This is a genomic window from Lysobacter yananisis, from assembly GCF_031199375.1.
GTDB classification, from domain to species: domain Bacteria; phylum Pseudomonadota; class Gammaproteobacteria; order Xanthomonadales; family Xanthomonadaceae; genus Lysobacter; species Lysobacter yananisis.
Genome location: NZ_CP133568.1, coordinates 2,876,868 through 2,898,262 on the forward strand (window position 1 = coordinate 2,876,868; position 21,395 = coordinate 2,898,262).

25 protein-coding genes, 1 other RNA gene and 1 riboswitch are annotated in these 21,395 nt (G+C 71.7%); of the genes, 18 read left to right on the plus strand and 8 right to left on the minus strand.

Going from position 1 to position 21,395, the window contains the following annotated elements; genetic code table 11:
* Window positions 1-11: 11 nt before the first annotated feature.
* The 13 genes from RDV84_RS12180 to thiL all read left to right on the plus strand — a co-directional run bounded on the left by RDV84_RS12180 (window position 12) and on the right by thiL (window position 10,396).
* Entirely contained in the window at window positions 12-626 is a 615-nt protein-coding gene (locus tag RDV84_RS12180; protein WP_309153549.1) for a TonB family protein, read from the plus strand.
* 52 nt (window positions 627-678) lie between these two features.
* Window positions 679-1,197, plus strand: a complete 519-nt coding sequence (nrdR, locus tag RDV84_RS12185) for a transcriptional regulator NrdR (protein ID WP_057948835.1) — start codon at window positions 679-681, stop codon at window positions 1,195-1,197.
* A 73-nt stretch (window positions 1,198-1,270) separates the two neighbouring features.
* Complete coding sequence (locus RDV84_RS12190; RefSeq protein WP_309153550.1) at window positions 1,271-2,434, plus strand: hypothetical protein; 1,164 nt, start codon at window positions 1,271-1,273, stop codon at window positions 2,432-2,434.
* A gap of 19 nt (window positions 2,435-2,453) precedes the next feature.
* On the plus strand, window positions 2,454-3,263 hold the full coding sequence (locus RDV84_RS12195) for a hypothetical protein (protein WP_138885288.1): 810 nt from the start codon (window positions 2,454-2,456) through the stop codon (window positions 3,261-3,263).
* The gene (gene ribD, locus RDV84_RS12200) at window positions 3,260-4,363 is read left to right on the plus strand and encodes a bifunctional diaminohydroxyphosphoribosylaminopyrimidine deaminase/5-amino-6-(5-phosphoribosylamino)uracil reductase RibD (RefSeq protein ID WP_057948832.1); all 1,104 of its coding nucleotides are present in this window, start codon (window positions 3,260-3,262) and stop codon (window positions 4,361-4,363) included. The genes RDV84_RS12195 and ribD overlap by 4 nt, the downstream gene beginning before the upstream one ends.
* Window positions 4,364-4,380: 17 nt before the next feature.
* The gene (locus RDV84_RS12205) at window positions 4,381-4,824 is read left to right on the plus strand and encodes a hypothetical protein (RefSeq protein WP_309153551.1); all 444 of its coding nucleotides are present in this window, start codon (window positions 4,381-4,383) and stop codon (window positions 4,822-4,824) included.
* A gap of 189 nt (window positions 4,825-5,013) precedes the next feature.
* Window positions 5,014-5,790, plus strand: coding sequence for a class I SAM-dependent methyltransferase (locus tag RDV84_RS12210; protein ID WP_309153552.1), 777 nt, complete (start codon window positions 5,014-5,016; stop codon window positions 5,788-5,790).
* Window positions 5,791-5,799: 9 nt separating this feature from the next.
* On the plus strand, window positions 5,800-5,868 hold the full coding sequence (locus RDV84_RS26335; RefSeq protein ID WP_425606403.1) for a DUF6053 domain-containing protein: 69 nt from the start codon (window positions 5,800-5,802) through the stop codon (window positions 5,866-5,868).
* A gap of 159 nt (window positions 5,869-6,027) precedes the next feature.
* Window positions 6,028-6,198, plus strand: a riboswitch (FMN riboswitch).
* 172 nt (window positions 6,199-6,370) lie between these two features.
* On the plus strand, window positions 6,371-6,994 hold the full coding sequence (locus RDV84_RS12215) for a riboflavin synthase (RefSeq protein WP_309153553.1): 624 nt from the start codon (window positions 6,371-6,373) through the stop codon (window positions 6,992-6,994).
* Window positions 6,991-8,151, plus strand: a complete 1,161-nt coding sequence (ribB, locus tag RDV84_RS12220) for a 3,4-dihydroxy-2-butanone-4-phosphate synthase (protein WP_309153554.1) — start codon at window positions 6,991-6,993, stop codon at window positions 8,149-8,151. The genes RDV84_RS12215 and ribB overlap by 4 nt, the downstream gene beginning before the upstream one ends.
* Window positions 8,152-8,294: 143 nt before the next feature.
* The gene (gene ribH / locus RDV84_RS12225) at window positions 8,295-8,762 is read left to right on the plus strand and encodes a 6,7-dimethyl-8-ribityllumazine synthase (protein WP_057948827.1); all 468 of its coding nucleotides are present in this window, start codon (window positions 8,295-8,297) and stop codon (window positions 8,760-8,762) included.
* A complete protein-coding gene (gene nusB, locus RDV84_RS12230) occupies window positions 8,759-9,226 on the plus strand; it encodes a transcription antitermination factor NusB (protein ID WP_057948826.1) in 468 nt (155 codons plus the stop codon). The genes ribH and nusB overlap by 4 nt, the downstream gene beginning before the upstream one ends.
* 129 nt (window positions 9,227-9,355) lie before the next feature.
* Window positions 9,356-10,396: a thiamine-phosphate kinase gene (gene thiL, locus RDV84_RS12235; RefSeq protein ID WP_309153722.1), complete on the plus strand. Its 1,041-nt coding sequence runs from the start codon at window positions 9,356-9,358 to the stop codon at window positions 10,394-10,396.
* Here thiL and RDV84_RS26340 read toward each other — a convergent pair.
* Both RDV84_RS26340 and RDV84_RS26345 read right to left on the minus strand, forming a co-directional pair.
* Window positions 10,381-10,521 carry a DUF6053 domain-containing protein gene (locus RDV84_RS26340; protein WP_425606271.1) on the minus strand — a complete coding sequence of 47 codons (141 nt, stop codon included), beginning with the start codon at window positions 10,519-10,521 and terminating at the stop codon, window positions 10,381-10,383. The two genes, thiL and RDV84_RS26340, sit on opposite strands and share 16 nt — an antisense overlap.
* Before the next feature lie 312 nt (window positions 10,522-10,833).
* Window positions 10,834-11,013 carry a DUF6053 domain-containing protein gene (locus RDV84_RS26345; RefSeq protein WP_425606402.1) on the minus strand — a complete coding sequence of 60 codons (180 nt, stop codon included), beginning with the start codon at window positions 11,011-11,013 and terminating at the stop codon, window positions 10,834-10,836.
* 32 nt (window positions 11,014-11,045) lie between these two features.
* Here RDV84_RS26345 and RDV84_RS12240 point away from each other — a divergent pair, with 32 nt between their 5' ends.
* Both RDV84_RS12240 and RDV84_RS12245 read left to right on the plus strand, forming a co-directional pair.
* The gene (locus RDV84_RS12240) at window positions 11,046-12,443 is read left to right on the plus strand and encodes a hypothetical protein (protein ID WP_309153555.1); all 1,398 of its coding nucleotides are present in this window, start codon (window positions 11,046-11,048) and stop codon (window positions 12,441-12,443) included.
* Between the two features lie 369 nt (window positions 12,444-12,812).
* Window positions 12,813-13,946 carry a hypothetical protein gene (locus RDV84_RS12245; RefSeq protein ID WP_309153556.1) on the plus strand — a complete coding sequence of 378 codons (1,134 nt, stop codon included), beginning with the start codon at window positions 12,813-12,815 and terminating at the stop codon, window positions 13,944-13,946.
* Window positions 13,947-13,958: 12 nt separating this feature from the next.
* Here RDV84_RS12245 and RDV84_RS12250 read toward each other — a convergent pair whose 3' ends face one another.
* The 4 genes from RDV84_RS12250 to RDV84_RS12265 all read right to left on the minus strand — a co-directional run bounded on the left by RDV84_RS12250 (window position 13,959) and on the right by RDV84_RS12265 (window position 17,744).
* Window positions 13,959-15,353 carry an FAD-binding oxidoreductase gene (locus RDV84_RS12250; protein WP_309153557.1) on the minus strand — a complete coding sequence of 465 codons (1,395 nt, stop codon included), beginning with the start codon at window positions 15,351-15,353 and terminating at the stop codon, window positions 13,959-13,961.
* Window positions 15,350-15,943, minus strand: a complete 594-nt coding sequence (locus RDV84_RS12255; RefSeq protein ID WP_309153558.1) for a metal-dependent hydrolase — start codon at window positions 15,941-15,943, stop codon at window positions 15,350-15,352. The genes RDV84_RS12250 and RDV84_RS12255 overlap by 4 nt, the downstream gene beginning before the upstream one ends.
* An 81-nt stretch (window positions 15,944-16,024) precedes the next feature.
* Window positions 16,025-16,408 carry a YraN family protein gene (locus tag RDV84_RS12260; protein ID WP_250449276.1) on the minus strand — a complete coding sequence of 128 codons (384 nt, stop codon included), beginning with the start codon at window positions 16,406-16,408 and terminating at the stop codon, window positions 16,025-16,027.
* Window positions 16,392-17,744: a penicillin-binding protein activator gene (locus RDV84_RS12265; RefSeq protein ID WP_309153559.1), complete on the minus strand. Its 1,353-nt coding sequence runs from the start codon at window positions 17,742-17,744 to the stop codon at window positions 16,392-16,394. Before RDV84_RS12265 ends, RDV84_RS12260 begins: the two co-directional genes overlap by 17 nt.
* A gap of 171 nt (window positions 17,745-17,915) precedes the next feature.
* Between RDV84_RS12265 and rsmI the strand changes: the two genes are divergently transcribed.
* Window positions 17,916-18,746, plus strand: a complete 831-nt coding sequence (gene rsmI, locus RDV84_RS12270) for a 16S rRNA (cytidine(1402)-2'-O)-methyltransferase (protein WP_057948820.1) — start codon at window positions 17,916-17,918, stop codon at window positions 18,744-18,746.
* 6 nt (window positions 18,747-18,752) lie between these two features.
* Here rsmI and RDV84_RS12275 read toward each other — a convergent pair whose 3' ends face one another.
* Window positions 18,753-19,097 carry a hypothetical protein gene (locus RDV84_RS12275; protein ID WP_309153560.1) on the minus strand — a complete coding sequence of 115 codons (345 nt, stop codon included), beginning with the start codon at window positions 19,095-19,097 and terminating at the stop codon, window positions 18,753-18,755.
* A gap of 80 nt (window positions 19,098-19,177) precedes the next feature.
* Between RDV84_RS12275 and rnpB the strand changes: the two genes are divergently transcribed.
* An RNA gene (rnpB, locus tag RDV84_RS12280) (RNase P RNA component class A) lies at window positions 19,178-19,539 on the plus strand.
* 324 nt (window positions 19,540-19,863) lie between these two features.
* Here the strand turns inward: rnpB and RDV84_RS12285 are convergent.
* Window positions 19,864-20,322, minus strand: a complete 459-nt coding sequence (locus RDV84_RS12285; RefSeq protein ID WP_309153561.1) for an ester cyclase — start codon at window positions 20,320-20,322, stop codon at window positions 19,864-19,866.
* A 624-nt stretch (window positions 20,323-20,946) separates the two neighbouring features.
* Here RDV84_RS12285 and mraZ point away from each other — a divergent pair.
* Entirely contained in the window at window positions 20,947-21,393 is a 447-nt protein-coding gene (mraZ, locus tag RDV84_RS12290; RefSeq protein ID WP_309153562.1) for a division/cell wall cluster transcriptional repressor MraZ, read from the plus strand.
* Window positions 21,394-21,395: the final 2 nt, after the last annotated feature.

A 21,395-nucleotide genomic window follows, 5' to 3' on the forward strand; every position in this document is an offset into this window, starting at 1 on the left:
GGCTTGCGTGCGTGAGCGCGCAAGCCGCCGAAGCTCCGCCGGGCGGAGACGCCGCGCCGTCCGCGGTCGTATCCAGGACGCTGACGCCGGCGAAGGCGAGGGCGAACGCGGCGAGCGTGGTCGCCCCACCGTCGCCGCCGTCGAACAGTCCGGACTTCAGCCAAGACATCGGCATGACCGAGACCTACTACATCCCGGCCTGCCGCATGGGCATGCCGGGCGGCGCGTACCGGGCGAGTTGGCGCGAGATTTCGGATTTCCACGACAAAAACGGCGTTGCGTGGTTGTCCGAGCTCGACCGCCATGGGGCGCCAGACTGGTATGCGCGACCCGGCAGCCGCGCGCCGGAGCCCGACAATCGTCCCGACGCGGTGTATCCCGCGGCGGCCGGCGGCAAGGTCGGCGAGGTCGTGGTGAAGGTCGTCATCGACGCCAAGGGGCGCACCCGCGACGCGATGGTGATCTGCAGCAACGACACCGTCTTCGACGCGCCCGCGCTCGCGTTCGCCAGGAAAGTCGTGTTCAAGCCGGCGCTGCGCGATGGCCGGGCGGTCGCCGACTATGGCAATGTGTCCATGCGTTTTTATCCGGACGGGCCGCAATACGGGTTCCGGCGGCACAAATGACCGGTCCCGGACGCCGCGGCTGTCCACTTGCGTATCGACCTACGGTGTCTTGATGCATTGCCCTTTCTGCCAGCACCACGACACCCGCGTGATCGACTCGCGCGTGTCCGACGACGGCGCCACCATCCGCCGTCGCCGCGTCTGCGAGGCGTGCGGCGAGCGCTTCAGCACGATCGAGACGATCGAGTTGAAGTTGCCGGTCATCATCAAGGGCGACGGCCGCCGCGAGGCGTTCGACGCGCGCAAGCTGCGCGCCGGCTTCGACCGCGCGCTGCAGAAGCGGCCGGTGTCGGAAGAACAGATCGAGGCGGCGGTGCGCGCGGTGGTGCACCAGCTGCGCATGACCGCCGAGCGCGAGCTGGCCTCGCGCCGGGTCGGCGAGTTCGTCATGGCCGAGCTGCGCAAGCTCGATCATGTGGGTTATGTGCGTTTCGCCTCGGTGTACCGCTCGTTCGAGGACGTGGCCGATTTCCGCGAGGAGCTCGACCGGCTGGAGCGCGATGCGCCCGGCGACGGGCAGTTGCCGTTGCTGGGCGGGGACGATCCGCGCCCGGATCGGAAAAAGCGCTGAATTTCCGGCGCGGGCCGGGCGGCCCGCGCGCCGGATCGAATCGTCGGATTCACGCGCTGAAAGGAGCTCGCGCATGTCGAATGCATACCGATCCGCGTTGCTGGGCCTGCTGCTGGCGTTGCCGCCGGCATCGGCGTCGGCGCAGGCCGCGGACCCGATCGAAGAGCGGCAGCGCGCGCCGTTGGCCGGGCGCTACGCCTTGCAAGGCTCGCCCGACCCCGGCTCGGAACTGCTGCTCAAGCCCGACGGGCGTTTCGAATGGAGCTTGCGCTCCGGCGCGATGGCGCAGTCCGCCACGGGGCGGTGGAACGTGGGCGCGGGCATGGTCGTGTTGACCGCGCAAGCGCCGGCGCAGCCCAGCGCGCTGTTCTCGCTCGACGAGGTCGCGCCGTGGAACGCGGGCGCGCAAAAGCGCCTGGACGAGTTCGCCCAGGAGCGCTACCAGGCGCTGACCGAGGACGCCTGCGGCTATCTGCGGACCTACCGGGTCGGCCTGGAGCAGAGCGAGCTAGGCGCGGCCACGACGGCCGCGGCCGATCCGGGCGGCCCGACGACCCGACGCAGCGGCGCCGAAGGCGAGTTGGCGCCGGCGCTGGCGGCGCTCGAGCAAGCGCGGCTGGCGCTGGAAACCGCCGCCGCCGTGGTCCGGCCGATACCCTGGCAGCGGCCGCCGAGCGCGATCGAAGCCGCGGCCGCGGCTGCGCAGGCGGCTGCGACCGGCGTGGATCGCGACGGCCAGGACACCGCGGATCGCGCCGCGCAGACCTATCTGGCGCGCCTGCAACAGGCCAAGGAGCTGCACGCCGCCGCCGGCCGCGCGCTGCCGGCGCTGCGCGATCCGCGCTTGGGCCGCGAGCGCTGCCTGGACCCGGCCGCCCAGGCCGACCCGTCCGGCGGCTATGCCGTCGTCGTCGGCGATCCGGCGCTGCACGCCCGCGCCGAGGGCATCGGCGTCGAGTTCGTGTATTCCGACGGGCGCAGCGAGCGCAGCGAAACCAGTCCGGGCGGCTGGGCGCTGGCGGTGCGGCGCGCGGGCGCGCGACTGGAACGGGTGGTCCTGCAAGCGCCGGACCGGCCGGGCGAAACCTTGGCGCTGGACGAACGCCGCGGCCGGATCTTCGCGGTGCGCCTGGACAGCGCCGCGGCGATGCCGGCGCCGTTCGAACAACTGATCCTGAGCCAGGACGATGGCGATCTGATCTCGCCGCAAATACGGGGTCGTTATGTACGCAAGTGAAGTTTCGCGGACGGGCGCGATGAGCGCTGCGGGCGACGCGCGGCTTCGGCGTCTGCGGTTGAGCGCCTGCGCATCGCTCGCGATCGTCTGCGGATCGTTCCTGGCGGGCGCTGCCTTTGCCGCCTGCAAACCCGCCGACGCCGCGCTCGCGGGGCAGTACGCCTCGGGCGCGCCGACGCCGCTCAGCCTGCGCCTGGACGCGGACGGCCGCTTCCGCATCTACGACCTGCCGCCGCCGCTCGCGGACATCGCCGGTTGCTGGCAGCGCGAGGGTGCGCGGGTGGTGTTCGCGCCGGGCGCGGACGGCGACAAGGACGGCATCGAACGGGTGTTGCCGGATCCGCTGACCCAGGCCGATCTGGACAAGGTGCGCGGCGACGGAATCCAGACCTTAGAGCAGGCGGTGGATGCCGGCCTGCTGCCGCCGGCGCGGTGGTGGGCGCATCAGCCCAGGAAACCCGACGAACCGCTGCGGGTGAAAGTATTCGATCCCAGGGCCGGCATCGCCGCGGGCGAGACCAGGCTGAGCCTGCGTCTGGCCGATGGCCGCGAGATCGAAGCGAGCCCGGGCACCGGCGACGGCGAGTTCGAAGTCGCGTCCTTGCCCGCGTCCGCGGCCGTGACCGCCATCGGCGTACGCTTCGCGTATCCGCCACAGCGCACGCGCTGGGTGGCCACGACCGATTCGACCAAACAGCTGTACCTGATCGGATTCGACGCGCTGGCGATCGGCGCGATTCCTGGAGGTCCTTTGGCCCTCGACGTTCAAGCCGACGGCAGCCTGCTCGCGGACCCGCCGGACCGCCTCCACTTCAAGCGCACGCCATGACCGCGAACTTCACCGCCACCGACCACGCCCACATGGCCCGCGCCCTGCGCCTGGCCGAGAAGGGCGCCTACACCACCAAGCCCAATCCGCTGGTCGGCTGCGTGATCGCCCATGGCGAGGACGTCGTCGGCGAAGGCTGGCACGAGCGCGCCGGCGAGCCGCACGCGGAAGTGCACGCGTTGCGCGGCGCCGGCGAACGCGCGCGCGGCGCCACCGCTTACGTGACCCTGGAACCGTGCGCGCACACCGGCCGCACCGGGCCGTGCAGCGAGGCCTTGATCGCGGCCGGCGTGGCGCGGGTGGTCGCGGCGATGCGCGATCCGTTCCCGCAGGTCGACGGCGCCGGCTTCGCCAAGCTGCAGGCCGCCGGCATCGCGGTGAGCAGCGGGCTGATGGAGGCGCAGGCGCGCGCGCTCAACCGCGGCTTCCTGTCGCGGGTGGAACGCGGCCGGCCGTGGCTGCGGGTCAAGCTGGCGGCGAGCCTGGACGGACGCAGCGCGCTGGCCAGCGGCGAATCCAAGTGGATCAGCGGCGAGGCCTCGCGCCAGGACGTGCAGCACTGGCGCGCGCGCGCCGGCGCCATCGTCACCGGCGCCGGCACGGTGCTGGCCGACGACCCGTCGCTGACCGTGCGCCTGGGCGACGCCACGCCGTTCGTGGCGCCGCTGCGGGTTGTGCTCGATCCGGGCCTGGCGACGGTCGCGCGCGGCCGCGTGCGCGAGGGCGACGCGCCGACGCTGTACCTGCACGCGCCCGACGCCAAGCCGCCGCGCGGCCTCGACGCCCAGCTCGCGGCGGTGCCGGTGCGCGAAGGCCGCATCGACCTGGAAGCGGTGCTGCGGCTGCTCGCGCAGCGCGAGGTCAACGAGATCCAGCTCGAAGCCGGCGCGACCCTGGCCGGCGCGTTCCTGGCCCAGGGCCTGGTCGACGAAGTGCTGCTGTACGTCGCGCCGGTGCTGCTCGGCGAAACCGCGCGACCGCTGTTCGACGGCCTCGGCATCGATGCGATGAGCCGCAAGTTCCAGCTCGACGTGATCGACGTGCGCCGGCTCGGCGACGACACCCGCGTGCTGCTGCGGCCGCGCGCGCCGGTGGTCTGAGCGCGGGCCGCGCGAGCATGTCCGCCGCCGGCCGCAGCGAACGCGAGACGCCGCGCGCGGCGATCGCGTTCGACGCAGCCACCGGCGCCCTGCACCTGGGCGCGATGGTGGTCGGCGCGGACATCGCCATCGACGCCTTGCCGCCCGGGTTCGAGCCCGGCGCGGCGCAAACCGTCGAAGTCGCCGGCCGCAGCGTGTCGTGCCGGTTCGCCGAAGCCGATTGGCGCGACGACGCGCCGGGCGAGCGCGGCCGCCGCGTGCAGCTGCGGCTGCGCTTCGAAGACGACGTCTGGGTCAGCGCGTTTTGCGTCTTGCGCGGCGCCGGCGCGGCCGCGCACCGGCACTGGCTGCTGCGCAAGTTCGGCGCCGCCGAAGGCGTCGTCGTCGGCTGCCGCTGGGGCGTGGCCGAAGACCGCAGCGGCGACTGCCACGCCTTCGTCCACAACCGCAACTGGCGCTGACCCCGGCGCGAAAACCCGCAATCTCCCTGTAGGGGCGGCGTCCCACGGGGATTTCCTTCGGTCACAAGCCGCGACTGCGCCCCGCCGCCGCAGCGCAAGGCCCAACGCCGCAGCACCCCTCCGGTTATCCTCGCCGCATCGTTCGCAACGCGCCGCCCTCGCGGCCGCGCACGCAACGCGGAGCCGCCCATGCAGCGCAACGACTTCAAAGACCACTTCTCCGCGATCGCCGACAGCTACGCGACTTCGCGCCCGGAATACCCGGACGCCTTGTTCGACGCGATCGCCGCGCACGTTCCCGCTCACTCCGAAGTATGGGAACCCGGCTGCGGCAGCGGCCAGGCCACGCGCGGGCTCGCCGCGCGCTGGGCGCGGGTGCACGCCAGCGACCCTAGCGCGCAGCAGTTGCAACGCCATTGGGGGCACGCCGCGGCGATGCGCGGCGAAGGCAACGTGCGCCTGAGCGTGGCGCCGGGCGAGCGTTGCGAACTCGACGACGGCAGCCTCGGCTTGGTAGCGGTGGCGCAGGCCTTGCACTGGTTCGAACGCGAACGCTTCTTCGCCCAGTGCGAGCGCGTCCTCGCGCCCGGCGGGGTGCTGGCGGCGTGGTGCTACGGCGATTTCGAAATTCCGGAGGGCATGGACGCGGCGGTGTCGGCGTTTCGCGCCGACATCGACGGCTATTGGCAGCGCGAGAACGCCGAAGTGCGCGAAGGGTACGCCGGCTACGGCTGGCCGTTCGAAGCGCTGCCGGCGCCGGCGCTGTGGGTGGGCGCGCGCTGGGGATTGGCGCGCTTCCTGGGCTATCTGAATTCGCTGTCGGCGAGCGAGCGCCGCAAGCTCGCGACCGGCGAGGACCCGGTCTACGCCCACCGCAGCGCGCTGAGCCGCGCCTGGGGCCCGCCGGACAGCGAGCGCGAGTTGCGCTGGCCGCTGACGCTGCACCTGCGGCGCAAGCCGGTCTGACCGGCGCTTGTGGCAGGGCCTTCTGTAGTAGGAGGGCCTTCAGGCCCGATGCCTTTGTCTCAGTTCGCCGCGTGCTGAACGGAAAGCCTCGGGCCTGAAGGCCCTCGCACAACAACCCGGCGCCCGCCAAAACAGCGGGCCGGCCCGCGGAACACAGCATCCGACCGCCCCGGACAACCGGCCGGCCGGCGCCCGGGTGCTAAACTGCGCCCCGCCGGCCCAGGCCGGCACCACCAGTAACGTCTTCAGGGCGGGGCGAAATTCCCCACCGGCGGTAGGCGCCTTGCGCGCGAGCCCGCGAGCGCCCGAGCGACCCGGTTTCCTGTCAGGAAGCCGCGCCGCGCGGGGTCAGCAGATCCGGTCGAATGCCGGAGCCGACGGTCACAGTCCGGATGAAAGAAGACGACTGCGCGCGAGCCCGTCCGCGAGGACGGGCGAGAACGGTTCCCGCGGCCCCGCGCCGCGCGTCGTGCGTTGTCCTTCGCGCCTTGAGGCGTTTTTCGCTCACCACTTGCGGGAAACGTTTCATGATCACTCTCCACAGCACTGCCGCGTCGGCGCTCCGCCAGGAGGTCCGCTGATGTTCACCGGCATCATCGAAGGCGTCGGCCGCCTCGTGTCCACCCAGCCCATCGGCGGCGACGTGCGCCTGCGCATCGCTACCGGCAGCCTGGATTTCTCCGAGCCCAAGCTCGGCGAGAGCATCGCGGTCAACGGCGTCTGCCTGACCGTGATCGAGTTCGGCGCGGATTGGTACGACGCCGACGCGTCGACCGAAACCCTCGCCCTGACCACGCTCGGCGCATTGCAGGCCGGCGCCAAGGTCAACCTGGAACGCGCGATGCGGCCCAGCGACCGGCTCGGCGGCCATTTGGTCAGCGGCCACGTCGACGGCGTCGGCGCGGTCGAATCCATGCGCGAGGACGCGCGCGCGCAGCGCTGGCGCTTCCGCGCGCCGGCGCCGCTGCTGCGCTACATCGCCAAGAAAGGCTCGATCTGCGTCGACGGCGTCAGCCTGACCGTCAACGAAGTCGACAGCGAAGGGTTCGAGGTCGCGCTGATCCCGCACACCGTGGCCAACACCGCGTTTTCCGACAGCGCCGTCGGCGCGCCGGTGAACCTGGAGATCGACCTGGTCGCGCGTTACGTCGAGCGCCTGCTCGGCGAGCGCCCCGGCGCCGGCGGCGCGGAGGTGTCGGCATGAGCTTCGCCACCGTCCCCGAACTGCTCGAGGAAATCCGCGCCGGCCGCATGGTCGTCATCGTCGACGACGAAGACCGCGAGAACGAAGGCGACCTGATCATGGCCGCCGAGCTGGTGCGTCCGGCCGACATCAACTTCATGGTCACCCACGCCCGCGGGCTGGTGTGCCTGTCGCTGATGCGCGAGCGCTGCCTGCAACTCGGCCTCGGCCCGATGGTGCGCGACAACACTTCGCCGCACCACACCAACTTCACCGTCAGCATCGAGGCGGCCGAGGGCGTCACCACCGGCATCTCCGCCTACGACCGCGCCCACACCGTGCGCACCGCGGTGCGGCCCGACGCCAAGCCGTCGGATCTCGCCCAGCCCGGCCACATCTTCCCGCTGATGTCGCAGCCCGGCGGCGTGCTCAGCCGCGCCGGCCACACCGAGGCGGCGAGCGACCTGGCGATGCTCGCGGGCCTGGAGCCGGCCGGCGTGCTGGTCGAGGTGCTCAATCCCGACGGCAGCATGGCGCGGCGCCCGGAGTTGGAGCAGTTCGCCGCCGAGCACGGCTTGAAGATCGGTTCGATCGAGGAACTGATCCGTTATCGCCTCGCCACCGAGCACACGGTCGAGCGGGTGGACGCGCGCGAGATCGAGACCGAGCACGGCCCGTTCCGCTTGCTGAGCTACCGCGACCGCCTGACCCGCGCCGTGCACTTCGCCCTGCAGCGCGGCGAACCCGACGCGGACGCGCCGACCTTGGTGCGCGTGCACGTGCAGAACCCGCTGGCCGACGCGCTGCACTGGCGCCGGCCCGACTTCGGCCCGGCGGTGGGCGACGTGCTCGCCGCGATCGCGCGCGAAGGCCGCGGCGCGCTGGTGCTGCTGTCCGACCACGCCGACCCCGACGCGCTGCTGGCGCGGGTGCGCGAGCAGCCCGGCGCGCACGAGCCGCACGCCGGAGAGCACGACGAAGCGCCGGCCGCGGCCGTGCCGCCGCCGACCCGCGGCCACGCCCTGGCCGAATGGCGGCGCAACGGCGCCGGCGGCCAGATCCTGGCCGACCTGGGCCTGGGCAAGCTGCGCGTGCTCGGCACCCCGCGCAAGCAGATCGGCCTGGCCGGGTTCGGGCTCGAGGTAGTCGAGTACGTGGACATCGCCCGCCTGGGCTGAGGCCCGCGACGCCACCCGCGCGCCCCCGGCGCGCGGGTGGCGGTCCCCAAGGACTGCGCCCCGGCCCCGGCGCGGCCCGCCATCGCCCCCCAACCGGTAGACTAAGCCCCCTTACGTCCGCCCCCCGCACAGCGAATCCCGCCATGCCCCATTACGAAGGCGACCTGCGCAGCCCGCCGGGCGCGCGCTACGCCATCATCGCCAGCCGCTGGAATCCGCGCATCACCGATACCCTGGTGGCCGGCGCGCGCAAGACCTTCGCCGAGCACGGCATCGCCGAGGACGCCATCGACGTGGTCCGCGTCCCCGGCGCCTGGGAATTGCCGGTGCTCGCGCGCCGCCTCGCCGCCGCCGGCCAGCACGCCGCGGTGGTCGCGCTGGGCTGCGTGGTGCGCGGCGACACCCGCCACTACGAACAGGTCGCCGACGGTTGTTCCGACGGCCTGATGCGCGTCTCGCTCGACTACGGCCTGCCGATCGCCAACGGCGTGCTCGCGGTGGAACGCCACGAGGACGCGGAGAACCGCGCCGGCGGCAGCCACGGCAACAAGGGCGAGGAAGCGGCGCTGGCCGCGTTGGAAATGAGTCATCTGCTGGAGCAACTGCCATGAATCGCCGCCGTCCGGATGGCATCGACCCCGTCGCGCGCTCGCGCGCCCGCCGCCGCGCCCTGCAGGCGATCTACGCCTGGCAGATGACCGGCACCCGCGCCGACGAGGTGATCGCCCAGTTCGCCCACGAACAGGCCCACGAAGTCGCCGACCTGGCCTACTTCGAAGACCTCGTGCGCGGCGTCGCCCGCCACCAGGAGGACGACCTCGACCCGGCGCTGGCCCCGTTCCTCGACCGCGAGATCGAACAGGTCGACCCGATCGAGCGCGCCGGCCTGCGCATCGCCGCCTACGAACTGCGCCACCGCCTCGACGTGCCCTACCGCGTGGTCATCAACGAGGCCATCGAGTCGGTCAAGCGCTTCGGCGCCGAGCACGGCCACACCTACGTCAACGGCGTGCTCGACCGCGCGGCCGCGCAGTGGCGCGCGGCCGAAGCGGCCGCCGCGGCCAAGAAACGCTGACGCGGTTGGGGGGGCGTAGAAGTGAGCGTAGAGAAGTGAGGAGTGAGCGAAAGCGGAACCGCTCTTGCTGGATTCGCGCCCGTTTGCTTCTTGCTCACTGCTCACTCCTCTCCGCTCGCTTCTAGCCTGATGGCCGAATTCGATCTGATCGCTGCGATCCGCGCGCGCGCCGCCGCGCTCGCGGACGCGCGCGGCGACGTCGCGCTGGGCATCGGCGACGATGCCGCGCTGTTGGCGCCGCCGGCGGGACGGCAGTTGGTCGTCGCCACCGATACCCTCAATCGCGGCGTGCATTTCGCCGACGACGCGGCGGCCGGCGACATCGGCTGGAAGTCGCTGGCGGTCAATCTGTCCGACCTGGCCGCGATGGGCGCCGAGCCTGCGTGGTGCACCTTGTCGCTGTCGCTGCCCGACGGCGATGCGCGCGCGCGCGCCGCCTTCGTCGAGGGCTTCGCCGACGGCTTCCTGGAACTGGCCGCGCGGCATCGCGTGGCCTTGGTCGGCGGCGACACCACGCGCGGGCCGCTGTCGGTGTGCGTGACTGCAATGGGCTTCGTCGAACCCGGCTGGGCGCTGCGCCGCGATGCGGCCGGCGTCGGCGACGAGATCTGGGTGACCGGCACGCTCGGCGATGCCGGCGCCGCATTGGCGTTGGATGGGATCGAGGGCTATCGCGATTTCGCCGTGCGCCGCATCGACGGCGCCGATGCGGGCGCTGGCGTCGACAACGAAGCGGACGCCGCCAGCGCGTGGCTGTACCAGCGCCTGCGCCGGCCGCAGCCGCGCGTCGCCGCCGGTCGCGCGCTGCGCGGCCTGGCGCGCGCGGGCATCGATGTGTCCGACGGATTGCTCGCCGACCTGGGGCATGTCTGCGTCGCGTCCGGCGTCGGCGCTTGCCTCGATGCGGCGGCGTTGCCGTCTTCGCCCGCCTTGCTCGCGGCCTGCGCCGAGGACGCGCGCCGCGCGCTGCAACTCGGCGGCGGCGACGATTACGAACTGTGCTTCACCGCGCCGGCGCGCCAACGCGACTCCATCGCGCGCGCGCTGGCCGCCGCGGACACGCCGGCCGCGGTGATCGGTCGGATCGAGGCCGAGCCCGGCGTGCGCGTGCGGCTGGCCGACGGCGCGATGTGGACGCCGTCGAAGCGCGGCTATCAGCATTTCGGTTGAAGCGACGCCCGGAAGCGGCTTCGGGCCGCGCGCGCGGCTCTTACGGGAGAAGCCTCGGCCCTGGCGCTTTTGTGCCCGTTCGCGGCGATCTGAGCGGACAGCGTCGGGACTGAAGTCCCTCCCACGAAAGCTTCGAGACGACGCCTCGCCGTCGGGTCGCCTGGCGATAGAGCAGCCGCAAGCGCGCCGCATGGCGTCCGGCTCTTGTGGGAGGGGCTTCAGCCCCGATGCTTTTGTATCAGCTCGCAGCGATCTGAGCGGACAGTGTCGGGACTAAAGTCCCTCCCACGAAAGCTTAGAGACGACGTCTCGTCGTTGGGTCGCTTGGCGATGGATTGGGCGCAAGCGCGCCGCGTCGCGTTTGGCTCTTGTGGGAGGGGCTTCAGCCCCGACGCTTTTGTATCAGCTCGCAGCGATCTGAGCGGACAGCGTCGGGACTAGAGTCCCTCCCTCGAAAGCTTAGAGACGACATCTCGTCGTCGGGTCGCTTGGCGATGGATTGGGCGCAAGCGCGCCGCGTCGCGTCCGGCTCTTGTGGGAGGGGCTTCAGCCCCGACGCTTTCGTGCCCGTTTGCGGCGATCTGAGCGGAAAGCGTCGGGACTGAAGTCCCTCCCACGAGAGTCAAGGCACTGACTCTGTCATCGAGCCATGGAGCTGCAACCTCGGCGCGACGCGAGGATTCGCACGCCGTCTTGCCTACTTTGCCGAAACCGATTTCCGCTCGCGCACCCTGCCATCAGTTGGGTCGGCGCGGCGAAAAAGTTCAGACCGTTTTCATCGCGCCGATGCAAGCCTGAACGCCTCTCTCCACGGATCGCCCGCATGCGCCGGATCGCGCCGACTTCTCCTCGTTCGCGTCGGCGCCGGATCGCGTCGGCCTGCGCCTGCGCCGCGCTCGCGCTCGGCCTGGGCGGCTGCGGCGCGGTGCGCACCATCGTCGGCATCAACACCGTCCATCTGGAGCAGGCGCGGGTCGATTCGATGCAGATCGATCTCGCCTCCGGCGCCGCCACGGTCTGCCCGCGCGAGCGCGTGCAGATGCACGTCGTCGTCGGCGCGCAGTTGCCGTCGCAGCCCGCGCCGTTGCTCTACGAAACCTGGCGCGGCAGCAACGGCACCCGCCGCAACGGCATGCTCGATTTCCGCAACTTCGCGTTCAACAGCGAACAGGGCCGGTTCGACGAACTGGGCTGGTTCGCGCCCAATCCGGACGTGTTGGCGACCGTCGACAGCGGCTTCGCGATCGGCGCGAATCTGATCCATCCGAGCGCGCAGTTCGCCCGGACCGCGCACTATCCGCCCAGCTACGACTGCATCGCCGCCGTCGGCGCGCCCGGCGGCGGCGGCGCGCAGGGCCGCGACGGCGGTTACGGCGACAGCGGTCACGACGGCCACGACGGCGGCCACGGCGGCCGCGGCGGCTATGGCCGCAACGGCGGCGACGGCGAGCCCGGCGGCGGCGGTTACGACGGCCCGCACCTGCGCGCGTACGCGACTTACATCGCCACCGGCCGCTACCCGAAACTGCTCGCGGTGCGGGTGGAAGGCGACTTGCAGGACCTGGTGCTGGCGCCGGCCATGCGCGCCTTCACCGTGATCGCTAGCGGCGGCCGCGGTGGTGCGGGCGGCGACGGCGGCAGCGGCGGCGCGGGCGGCGACGGCGGTCGCGGCAGCGACGACAAGGACCGCCCGGGCCATGGCGGCGATGGCGGCGACGGCGGCGATGGCGGGTACGGCGCGCCGGGCGGCCACGGCGGCGACGGCGGCGAGATCGAACTGATCTACGACCGGCGTTTTCCGGAACTCGCCGAACTGCTGCGCTTCGACGTCTCCGGTGGGGGCGGCGGCAGCGGCGGCAGCGCCGGTTCCGGCGGCAGCGGCGGCGACGGCGGCCGCGGCGGCCTGGGCAAGGGCCGCGACGGGCACTCGGGCGACTACGGCAGCAGCGGACCGGTCGGTCCCAGCGGACGCCCGGGCCTGGCGCGGATGCGGGCGGGCGATGTGTCGGCGCAGTTTCGCGGCTTGCCGGGCGTGAAGCCGTTGTAGCGCTACCGAGGCGCGCGCGCCGTCGGGTTGCGGACGCGGCGTCGGCACGTGTGCGCCCGCGCGGGACAGAGGCGGTGCTGCGTTCGCGATTGCGCGAGCGCTCTCGCCACGGCGGCATGCGTTGCGCAAAACACAAGCGACCGCCGCGACCGCCGCGCCGGCCGCAGGCTTAAGAACGTTTTAACCGCGAGAATGCGAGTCTGATCGCCGACCGTCGCCATCGCACCCGCCGAGATGGATTTCATGCGCCGTGCCGTCAGTTCGCCGTTTGTTTCTTCATTCGCGTCGTCGCGCGTTCCCCTGCGCGCGATCGCGCCCGCGTGGCCGCTCGCGATCGCCGCGGCGCTCGCACTGAGCGGCTGCGGCGCGGTGCGCACGCTCGCAGGCGTCAACACCTTGCGCCTGCACGATGCGCGGGTCGATGCGATGGAAGTCGAGATCGGCGGCGGCGCGCGGGTCATCTGTCCGCGCCAGCCGATGCAGATGCACGTGGCGGTGTCGGCGCAATGGCCCGGGCAAGCGGCGCCGGCGACGTACGACACCTGGCGCGGCGCGCCGGGCATACGCCGCAACGGCAAGCTGGATTTCGCCGATTTCGCGTTCGCCAGCGAGCAGGGACGGTTCGACGAATGGGGCTGGTTCGAGCCCAATCCCGATGTGCTGGCGACGGTGGACAGCGGCTTCACCATCGCCACGCAGCTGCTGCATCCCGAATCGCCGTTGCGCCAGACCCAGCACTACGACGCCGACTACAGCTGCATCGTCAGCGTGGGCGCGCCCGGTGCGCCCGGCCGTGCCGGCGCCGATGGGGCCGACGGCGCTTCTGGCGGCAGCGGCGGCAGCGGCCAGCGCGGCGGCGAAGGCGGTTGGGGCGACAGCGGCGGTCCCGGCGGCAACGGTTACGACGGCCCGCAACTGCAGGTCTATGCGACCTATGTGCGCACCAAGCGCCATCCGAAATTACTCGCGGTGCGCGTGCGCGGCGATATGAACGACTTCGTGCTCGCGCCGGCCGACCGTCCCTTGGCGTTGGTCGCGCGCGGCGGGCAGGGCGGCCGGGGCGGCAGCGGCGGGGCCGGCGGCGAAGGCGGCAGCGGCGGTAGCGGCGCCAGCGCCAGCGACGACCGCAACGGCAACCAGGGCGGCAGCGGCGGCGATGGCGGTCACGGCGGTTCCGGCGGCGATGGCGGCGTCGGCGGCAACGGCGGCGCGATCGAGCTGGTCTACGACGCGCGCTATCCGGAGCTGGCCGGGCAGCTGCTGCTCGATGTCGACGGCGGCCTGCCGGGCGAAGGCGGCACGGCCGGCTCGTCGGGGCGCGGCGGTTCCGGCGGTTCCGGCAGCGGCGGCTCGGGCGGCAGCGGAAACTCGGGCAATTCGGGCAACTACGGCCGCTACGGTTCGGCCGGGCAGGCCGGCCGCGCGCGCGCCAGCGCCGGCGAGGTCGCGCGCTATTTCCGTTCGGTTCCCGGGATCGAACTGCTGCCCGATCCGCGGCGCTGACGCGCGCGCGGCTCAGGCGTCGGGCAGCAGCTTGCCCGGATTGAGGATCGCGTCGGGATCGAACACGGTCTTGAGTTGGCGCATCAACGCCAGCGTCTGCGCGCCCACCGCCTGCGGCATGAAATCGCGCTTGGCCAGGCCGATGCCGTGTTCGCCGGACAAGGTGCCGCCCAGCGCCAGCGCCAGTTCGAATACGCGCCCCATCGCGGCATGGGCGCGCGCGCTCTGCTCCGCGTCGGCCGGATCGAACAACAGGTTGACGTGCAGGTTGCCGTTGCCGGCGTGGCCGAAGCACACGATCGGCAGGTCGAACTCGCGCGCCAGCGCCTGCACGCCGTCGACCAGTTCGGGAATGCGCGAGACCGGCACCACCACGTCTTCGTTGATCTTGCCCGGCGCCAGCGTGCGCAGCGACGGCGACAGCGCCTTGCGCGCGGCCCAGAGTTTTTCGCGCGCGGCTTCGTCGGCGGCGTCGTCGAGCGACAGCAGGCCGTCGCCCGCGGCCGCGCGCTTGAGCGCGTCGATGGCGTGGTGCAGGGTGTGGGCGTCGCCGTCGGCTTCGATCATCAGCAGCGCGCCGGCATCCAGCGGCAGATCGGCGCCGCCGACGTCGCGGGCCAGGCGCACGCATTGGCCGTCCATGAATTCCAGCATCGACGGCGTCACCGGTTGCGCCATCAGCCGCGCCACCGCCTGCGCCGCCGAGGACACGTCGCGATAGACCGCGCGCAGCGCCGCGCGCGCCGGTGCCGACGGGGTCAGGCGCAGGCTGGCCTCGACGATCAGCGCCAGCGTGCCTTCGCTGCCGACCAGCAAACGATGCAGGTCGTAGCCGGTCGAACCCTTGGTGGTCGCGGTGCCGCAGACGATCAACTCGCCCGCGCCGGTGATCGCGGTCAGCGCCAGCACGTTGTCGCGGCTGGCGCCGTACTTCACCGCGCGCGGGCCGCCGGCGTTGCAGGCGAGGTTGCCGCCGACGCTGCTGTAGGCGGCGCTGGTCGGATCCGGCGGCCAGAACAGCCCGTGCGGCTTGAGCGCGGCCTGCAGGTCGCCGTTGAGCACGCCCGGCTCGACCACCGCGCAGCGGTCGCCGGGACGGATGTCGACGATGCGGTTCATGCGTTCGAATGAGACCACCACGCCGCCGGCGACCGGCACCGAGGCGCCGGTGGTGTTGGTGCCGCGGCCGCGCGCGATCACCGGCACGCGTTCGCGCCGGCACGCGCGCACCAGCGCCTGCACCTGCTCGCGCGTGCGCGGCAGCGCGACCGCGTCGGGCAGGGCGAGACGGCGCGAGTTGTCGTAGGCGTAGGCCAAACGCTCGCCCGGATCGGTCAGCCAGGCCTCGCCGAGCAGCTGCGCCAGTTCGGCGTGCAGCGCCGGCGGCAGCGGCGCGCCGGCGTTCACTGCGCCGGATCCTGTCCAGCAGGCTCCTGTCCAGCACGTCCCCGCCGCGGCGCGGTCGCGGCCGGCGCGCGCATCAGCTTGCGCAGCAGCGCGCCGACGATGCCGAGCGACAGCGCGGGCAACACCACCCATTGCGCCTCCGACCACAACACTTCCAATCCGCGCGCGCTGAAGAAGCGCGCGCCGATCGGCGAGACCTCGATCGGCCGCCACGGCGCGAAGATGCGCGCGTCCGACCACGGCCAGTACAGGGCCACGCCGAGGCCGCCGTCGGTGAGCGCGTCCAGCAGCGGATGCGAGGCCGCGCACAGGAACAGCCACCACGCCGCGCGCCAGCGCGGTGCGCGCAGCCATGGCGCGGCCAGCGCGCCGAGCGCGGCCAGGGCCGCGGCGAACGCGAAGGAATGGCTGGCGCCGCGATGGCCGAAGTCGTCGGCGTAGGCGATGCCGAGCTTGAACGCGACCACGTCGGCGTCCGGCAGCATCGCCGCGAGCGCGCCGGCGGCGAGCAGGCGCGGGGAAATGCGCTGGCGTCCGAGCGCCAGGCCCAAGGCCAGCGGGACTACGGCGTGGGTCATCACGGTCGGCATGCGGTCGGGTCCGGGAGCGAGTGTGAGCGCGGGTGCGGCGGGAATGCGGGCGATCGCGCGCGAGAGCGGATCGCGGCGATATCAATCGTCGGCGCGGAAGGCGTCGCGCAGCCAATTCAGTCGCGGCCGCTCCGGATCGCCTTGCGCTTCGACCACATCGAAACGGCAGGCGCGGTCGGCAAGCGCGCGATGGCGTTGCAGGAACGCCAGCGCGGCGAGCACCAGCTTGCGCCGCTTGCGCGCGTCCACCGAGACCGCGCCGCCGCCGTAGCGGTCGTCGCGGCGATAGCGCACTTCGACGAAGACCACGGTGTCGCCGTCGAGCATCACCAGGTCCAGCTCGCCGACGCGGAAGCCGGCGTTGCTGGCCAGCGGGCGCAGGCCGTAGCCGAGCAGGTGGTCGCGCGCCGCGGCTTCCACCGCGGCGCCGCGCCCGCGCGTGCCGGGGTCAGCGGCGCGAGGCATCCGCCAGCGGCACCGCGACGCCGCTGCTGAAGGTCGACCACGCCGGGGTGCGCAGCACGTTGCCGAAGCCGTCGATGCGCAGCACGCCGGTGGCGCCGGCGACGTAGGCGTCGGAGCGGCCGGCCAGGCGTTCCAGATACGCGCTGAGCTGCCAGGCGTCGTAGCCGAAGGCGAACAGGCGCGCGGCCGGGCCGCGCGCGGTCGGCAGCTGCTGGGCGGTGCCCACCGCCGGCGGCAGGCCGCGGATGCCGCCGCTGATCCAGGATTCGGACGGGAAGGCGATGCCGTCGAGGACGCGGTCCTGTTCCGGCTTGCCGGTGCCCAGCAACAGCTGCGAGGTCGCCGCGCGCGGCTTGTCGGCCAGTCCGGACAGGGCCAGCTTCGGCACCAGGGTGCGGCCGACGCTGCCCTTGACCGCCAGGAACACGGCATCGACGCCGCCTTCCTTGGTCACGAACGGGGTGAGGTCGGCGGTGCCTTCGCCGATGGCGTCGGTGACCGCCGCGCCGCGGCCGCCCAGGCGTTCCTTGAACGCGGCGACCGCGCGGCGCTGGCTGTCGTCGTCGCCGGCGATGACCAGCACGCGCTTGGCCTTGCGCTCGACCAGGTAGTCGGCGGCGGCGGTGCCTTCGTCTTCCGGGGTCAGCGAGAAGCTGACGTTGCCGCTCGGCGGCGGCGTGTTGCCGCGGTTGAGCGCCAGCACCGGCACAGGCAACGCGTTCTTGCCGAACAGCGCGCTGACTTCGTCGCGGCCGAGCGGGCCGATCACGAAGTCGTTGCCCTCGGCGGCGGCCTTGTCGTAGGCCGACAGCGCGCCGGCCGGGGTGCCGGCGGTGTCGTAGAAGTGGATCTCCGGGCGGCGCCGGCTTTCGCCGTAGTAGGCGGCGAGCAGGCCGTCGCGCACTGCGGCGGCGGCGGCCGCGGCCGGGCCGGTGCTCGGCAGCAGCACCGCCAGCTTGACCGGCGGGCGATAGCCGTCGGCCTCGGCCGGCGGGCGCTGGGCGGAGTGGAAGCTCCAGTCGGAGGTGCGGTCGAACGGGCGCGGCAGCGGCAGGCCGCGCTTCATCAGCGCACGGCCGACGAAGTTGTACAGCGGGTCGCCTTCGATCAGCGCGTTGGCTTCGCGGCTGAGGGTGGCGTCGTCGAGCTGGCCGAGCAGGCGCTCGATCTGGCGCTCGTTCTCGCTGCGTTCGGCGCCGCTGAGCGAGGCGTGGTTGCGCGCCAGGTGCTGGGCCTGGGCGACGATGGGATTGGAGGCGGCGACGGTCGCGACCGGGCGGGTCTCGACGCTGGCGCAGCCGCCGAGCACGGCGGTGGCGGCCAGGGCGCAGAACATCCATGTGAGAGCGGGCCGGTTCTTGCTTCGATTCATCGGCTTGCGTGCGCCGCGGGCGGCGTTCCTGTGGGACCGGGTAGGATTCTACCCGGCCCGGGCGACGCGGATGCGCGCCGGGGCCGCGCCGTTCAGTCAGATTCCCGCCCGCTTCCGAGTCGGTCCCGCCCTACGATGCAAACTCCCGGCACCCTGCACATCGTCGCCACCCCGATCGGCAACCTCGGCGACCTGTCGCCGCGCGCGCTGGAGACCCTGCGCACGGTCGCGGCGGTCTGTGCCGAGGACACCCGCCACACCCGCCAGCTGCTGTCCCACTTCGGCCTGGAGCGGCCGCTGCTGGCGCTGCACCAGCACAACGAGGAGCAGCAGGCGGCGCAGTTGGTGGCGCGGCTGCAGGCGGGCGATTCGTTGGCGCTGGTGTCGGACGCGGGCACGCCGCTGGTCAGCGACCCGGGTTTCCGCCTGGTCCGCGCCGCCCGCGCGGCCGCGATCAAGGTCTCGCCGGTGCCTGGCGCCTGCGCCGCGATCGCCGCGCTGAGCGTGGCCGGCCTGGCCTCCGACCGCTTCGCCTTCGAGGGCTTCCTGCCGGCCAAGGCCAGCGCCCGCCGCGAGCGCCTGGGCAAGCTCGCGGCCGAGCCGCGCACCTTGTTGTTCTACGAATCGGCGCACCGGATCGAAGAAGCCCTCGACGACATGGCCGCCGCGTTCGGCGGCGCGCGCGCGGCGGTGCTGGCGCGCGAGCTGACCAAGCTGTTCGAGACCGTGCTCGACGGGCCGCTGGAAGCGCTGGCGGCGCAGGTCAAGGCCGATCCGAACCAGCGCAAGGGCGAGTTCGTGGTGATCGTCGAGGGCGCCGGCGACGATGCCGACGCCAAGGTGATCGAAGGCAAGCGGCTGTACGCCAAGCTCAGCGAACACCTGCCGCCGTCGACCGCGGCCAAGCTCGCCGCGGAATTGAGCGGGGCGCCGCGCAAGGCCTTGTACGGCAGCGGCGGCGACTGAGCCGGCTCAGGAACGGCGCTTGCGCAGCGCGCGCATCGCTTCGGCCAGCGGCCGCAGCAGCTCCGGCGGGGCCAGCACCTGGAAACTCCAGATGTCGTCCGACAGCAGCAGCGGCAGGCCGTGCACGCGCAGCACGGTCTCGCCGCCGTCCAGGCCCAGGTTCTGCTCCAGGACGAATTCGGCCGAGCCGCCGATCGCGTCCAGGCCGCGCCTGAAATCCTCGCGCAGCTGCGTTTCGCTCCAATCGGGCAGATAGTCGGCGAGATCGTGCGCGTCCAGCAGGCCGTGCCGACGCAGCATGCCGCGCGGGTACAGCGGGTAGTGGTCTTCGGGATCGACGGGGTCGCTCATCGCGGTCGCGCGGCCGGTACGGGGGCGGCGTTCACTTTAGCGCTGCGGGGCCGGCGCGCTCGTGCGACAATGCGCGCCGCAAAGTGGGCCAGGCAGTCGCGTCATCGGGTCGCAAGATCCGGTGCCGAGGAAAGTCCGGGCTCCACAGGGCACGGTGCCAGGTAACGCCTGGGCGGCGCGAGCCGACGGAAAGTGCAACAGAGAGCAGACCGCCGAACGGCTTCCTCGGAAGCGCGTGGTAAGGGTGAAACGGTGCGGTAAGAGCGCACCGCGAGTCCGGCAACGGACCGGCACGGCAAACCCCACCGGGAGCAAAACCAAATAGGGAGGTCATGACGCGGCCCGCGTCGCCTCCGGGTAGGTTGCTTGAGCGTAGCGGCGACGCTGCGCCTAGAGGAATGACTGTCCACGACAGAACCCGGCTTACAGGCCCACTTTGCGGCTTTTTTAGGCGAAGCCCCAAAACCCAAGTTTGCTGCGCAAACTTCGGGCGCCGGCTATGAGCTTCCAAATCCCCGCCCCTTCGGGGCGCCCCCTTTACCAAAGGGGGCTCTCCTGTAGGTAGGGGCGTTGTGATTTGGAGAGAGGGCTGAATGCAGAATCAAAATGGGTTCCGGCTTTCGCCGGAATGACGGAGTGGGGAGTGCGCCGAACCTCCACCACCGTCATTCCGGCGAAAGTCGGAACCCATTTTGATTCTGCCGCTCGGTTGCGCTTCGTCCCGCTCACGCCTCAAGGCGAACCGGTCGCCCGCGCCCGACGCACCTCACTGCGCCGCGCCGATCTGCTTCAGGAACGCTTGGTTGTCCCAAAACAGCCACTCCTCGACCATCACTCCGTTTTCCCAGCGGCCGAAGGTGGCCATGTCGAGCTTGAACGGTTTATTGGTCGGCGCCAGGGTCTTGCCGTCGGCCAGCGCCATCGGGCGGGTGAAGGTGCCTTCCATCACGCCGGTCACCGCGGTCAGGTTGCCTTGGGCGACCTTGATCGGATGCAGCTTGATCCGGGTGTCGGGGGCGAATTCGAACTGCGGCTTGAGCGCGGCGAGGTGCGCGTCCAGGCCGGTCGTGGTACTGCCGTCGGGGTAATGGACGAGGATGTTCAGGGCGTGGCTGCGGTGGAAGTGGTCCCACTGCTGGCCGCTGTAGTGGACGAAGTCGAGTTCGTCGAAGGTCTGCAGGTTGCGGTCCTGCTGGGCCTGCTCGGCCTGCAGGCGCTTGAGCACGGCGGCGTCGGCGCGGGCCGCGGTCAGCGGAACCTGGGCCGGCTGCGGGCGCGCGCAGCCCGCGACGGCCGCGGCGATCAGGACGACAAGGGGCAGGGCGGCGCCCCGCGGGAGGGGTCGGAAGGGGCCGATCGCGCGCATTGTGGATAACTCCGGGACAAGTCGTCGCCACGCTAGGGCGAGGCACGTCAAATGAATGTCGAGTCCTCCCTACGCCGGCGAATTGGACGCTGCACGTCCAGCCCCATAGCCGAGGCCGATCATCCTTTGCATTCCGATGCTTAGCGCCGATTCGCGCAAACCGGCGCAATTTCAGCAGGGTGAAGAAAATGTGACGGCGCTCGCGCCAGGGTCACTTTGTGACGTTAATAGTCTCAAAACCTGAGACGAAACAACGCTTAGTGGATAAGTCTTGAATAAGACTCTGAAGTTCTTCGCAAGCCATTGATGCGCCTAGCGAAATTCAGCCAGGAAAGTTGTTGACAACCCGTTGCGCCCTGCTAATGTGGGCATCCGAGGGAAAACCGGGGTTTTTGTGGTTTTCGGAGGCCAGTCGTCCCGGTCGGTAGGGACGAATGAACGAGGCGACCCGTCCGGTAGAGACGGGAGCCCACAAGGTGCGCAATGTTCCAGGGCGAGACCGCCATCACGATCGACGACAAGGGCCGGCTGGCGGTGCCCACCGCCTACCGCGAACTCGTCGCGCGCGAATGCGACAACCGCCTGGTCATCACCTACAACCCGTTCGAGTCCGGCTCTCTCTATCTCTATCCGCTGTCGATCTGGGAGCGCGTGCGCGATCAGGTCAACAAGCTGCCCAAGGCCAAGGCGGTCAACCGCACGATGCAGCTCAAGCTGGTCGGCGCCGCCGCGTTCGTCGAACTCGACGGCAACGGCCGCATCACCGTGCCCCCCAGCCACCGCGCCGCGGTCGGCATCGAGAAGAAGGCGGTGCTGCTGGGCATGGGCGACAAGTTCGAACTTTGGAGCGAGCAGGCGCATCACGCGCAGATCCGTCAGACCATCAGCGACGACGATCTGAGCGACGAGCTGCTCGACCTGCAGCTATGACG

Excerpts from the sequence above, each read along its gene's own strand:
- RDV84_RS12215 (WP_309153553.1), top strand. The coding sequence starts at position 6,371 with ATGTTCACCGGCATCATCGAAGGCGTCGGCCGCCTCGTGTCCACCCAG.
- nrdR (WP_057948835.1), top strand. The coding sequence starts at position 679 with ATGCATTGCCCTTTCTGCCAGCACCACGACACCCGCGTGATCGACTCG.
- RDV84_RS12240 (WP_309153555.1), top strand. The coding sequence starts at position 11,046 with ATGGAGCTGCAACCTCGGCGCGACGCGAGGATTCGCACGCCGTCTTGC.
- thiL (WP_309153722.1), top strand. The coding sequence starts at position 9,356 with ATGGCCGAATTCGATCTGATCGCTGCGATCCGCGCGCGCGCCGCCGCG.
- RDV84_RS12275 (WP_309153560.1), bottom strand. The coding sequence starts at position 19,097 with ATGAGCGACCCCGTCGATCCCGAAGACCACTACCCGCTGTACCCGCGC.
- mraZ (WP_309153562.1), top strand. The coding sequence starts at position 20,947 with ATGTTCCAGGGCGAGACCGCCATCACGATCGACGACAAGGGCCGGCTG.
- RDV84_RS12265 (WP_309153559.1), bottom strand. The coding sequence starts at position 17,744 with ATGTTCTGCGCCCTGGCCGCCACCGCCGTGCTCGGCGGCTGCGCCAGC.
- RDV84_RS12205 (WP_309153551.1), top strand. The coding sequence starts at position 4,381 with ATGTCCGCCGCCGGCCGCAGCGAACGCGAGACGCCGCGCGCGGCGATC.
- ribH (WP_057948827.1), top strand. The coding sequence starts at position 8,295 with ATGCCCCATTACGAAGGCGACCTGCGCAGCCCGCCGGGCGCGCGCTAC.
- ribD (WP_057948832.1), top strand. The coding sequence starts at position 3,260 with ATGACCGCGAACTTCACCGCCACCGACCACGCCCACATGGCCCGCGCC.
- RDV84_RS12210 (WP_309153552.1), top strand. The coding sequence starts at position 5,014 with ATGCAGCGCAACGACTTCAAAGACCACTTCTCCGCGATCGCCGACAGC.
- RDV84_RS12260 (WP_250449276.1), bottom strand. The coding sequence starts at position 16,408 with ATGCCTCGCGCCGCTGACCCCGGCACGCGCGGGCGCGGCGCCGCGGTG.
- rsmI (WP_057948820.1), top strand. The coding sequence starts at position 17,916 with ATGCAAACTCCCGGCACCCTGCACATCGTCGCCACCCCGATCGGCAAC.
- RDV84_RS12195 (WP_138885288.1), top strand. The coding sequence starts at position 2,454 with ATGAGCGCTGCGGGCGACGCGCGGCTTCGGCGTCTGCGGTTGAGCGCC.
- RDV84_RS12255 (WP_309153558.1), bottom strand. The coding sequence starts at position 15,943 with ATGCCGACCGTGATGACCCACGCCGTAGTCCCGCTGGCCTTGGGCCTG.
- RDV84_RS12190 (WP_309153550.1), top strand. The coding sequence starts at position 1,271 with ATGTCGAATGCATACCGATCCGCGTTGCTGGGCCTGCTGCTGGCGTTG.
- ribB (WP_309153554.1), top strand. The coding sequence starts at position 6,991 with ATGAGCTTCGCCACCGTCCCCGAACTGCTCGAGGAAATCCGCGCCGGC.
- nusB (WP_057948826.1), top strand. The coding sequence starts at position 8,759 with ATGAATCGCCGCCGTCCGGATGGCATCGACCCCGTCGCGCGCTCGCGC.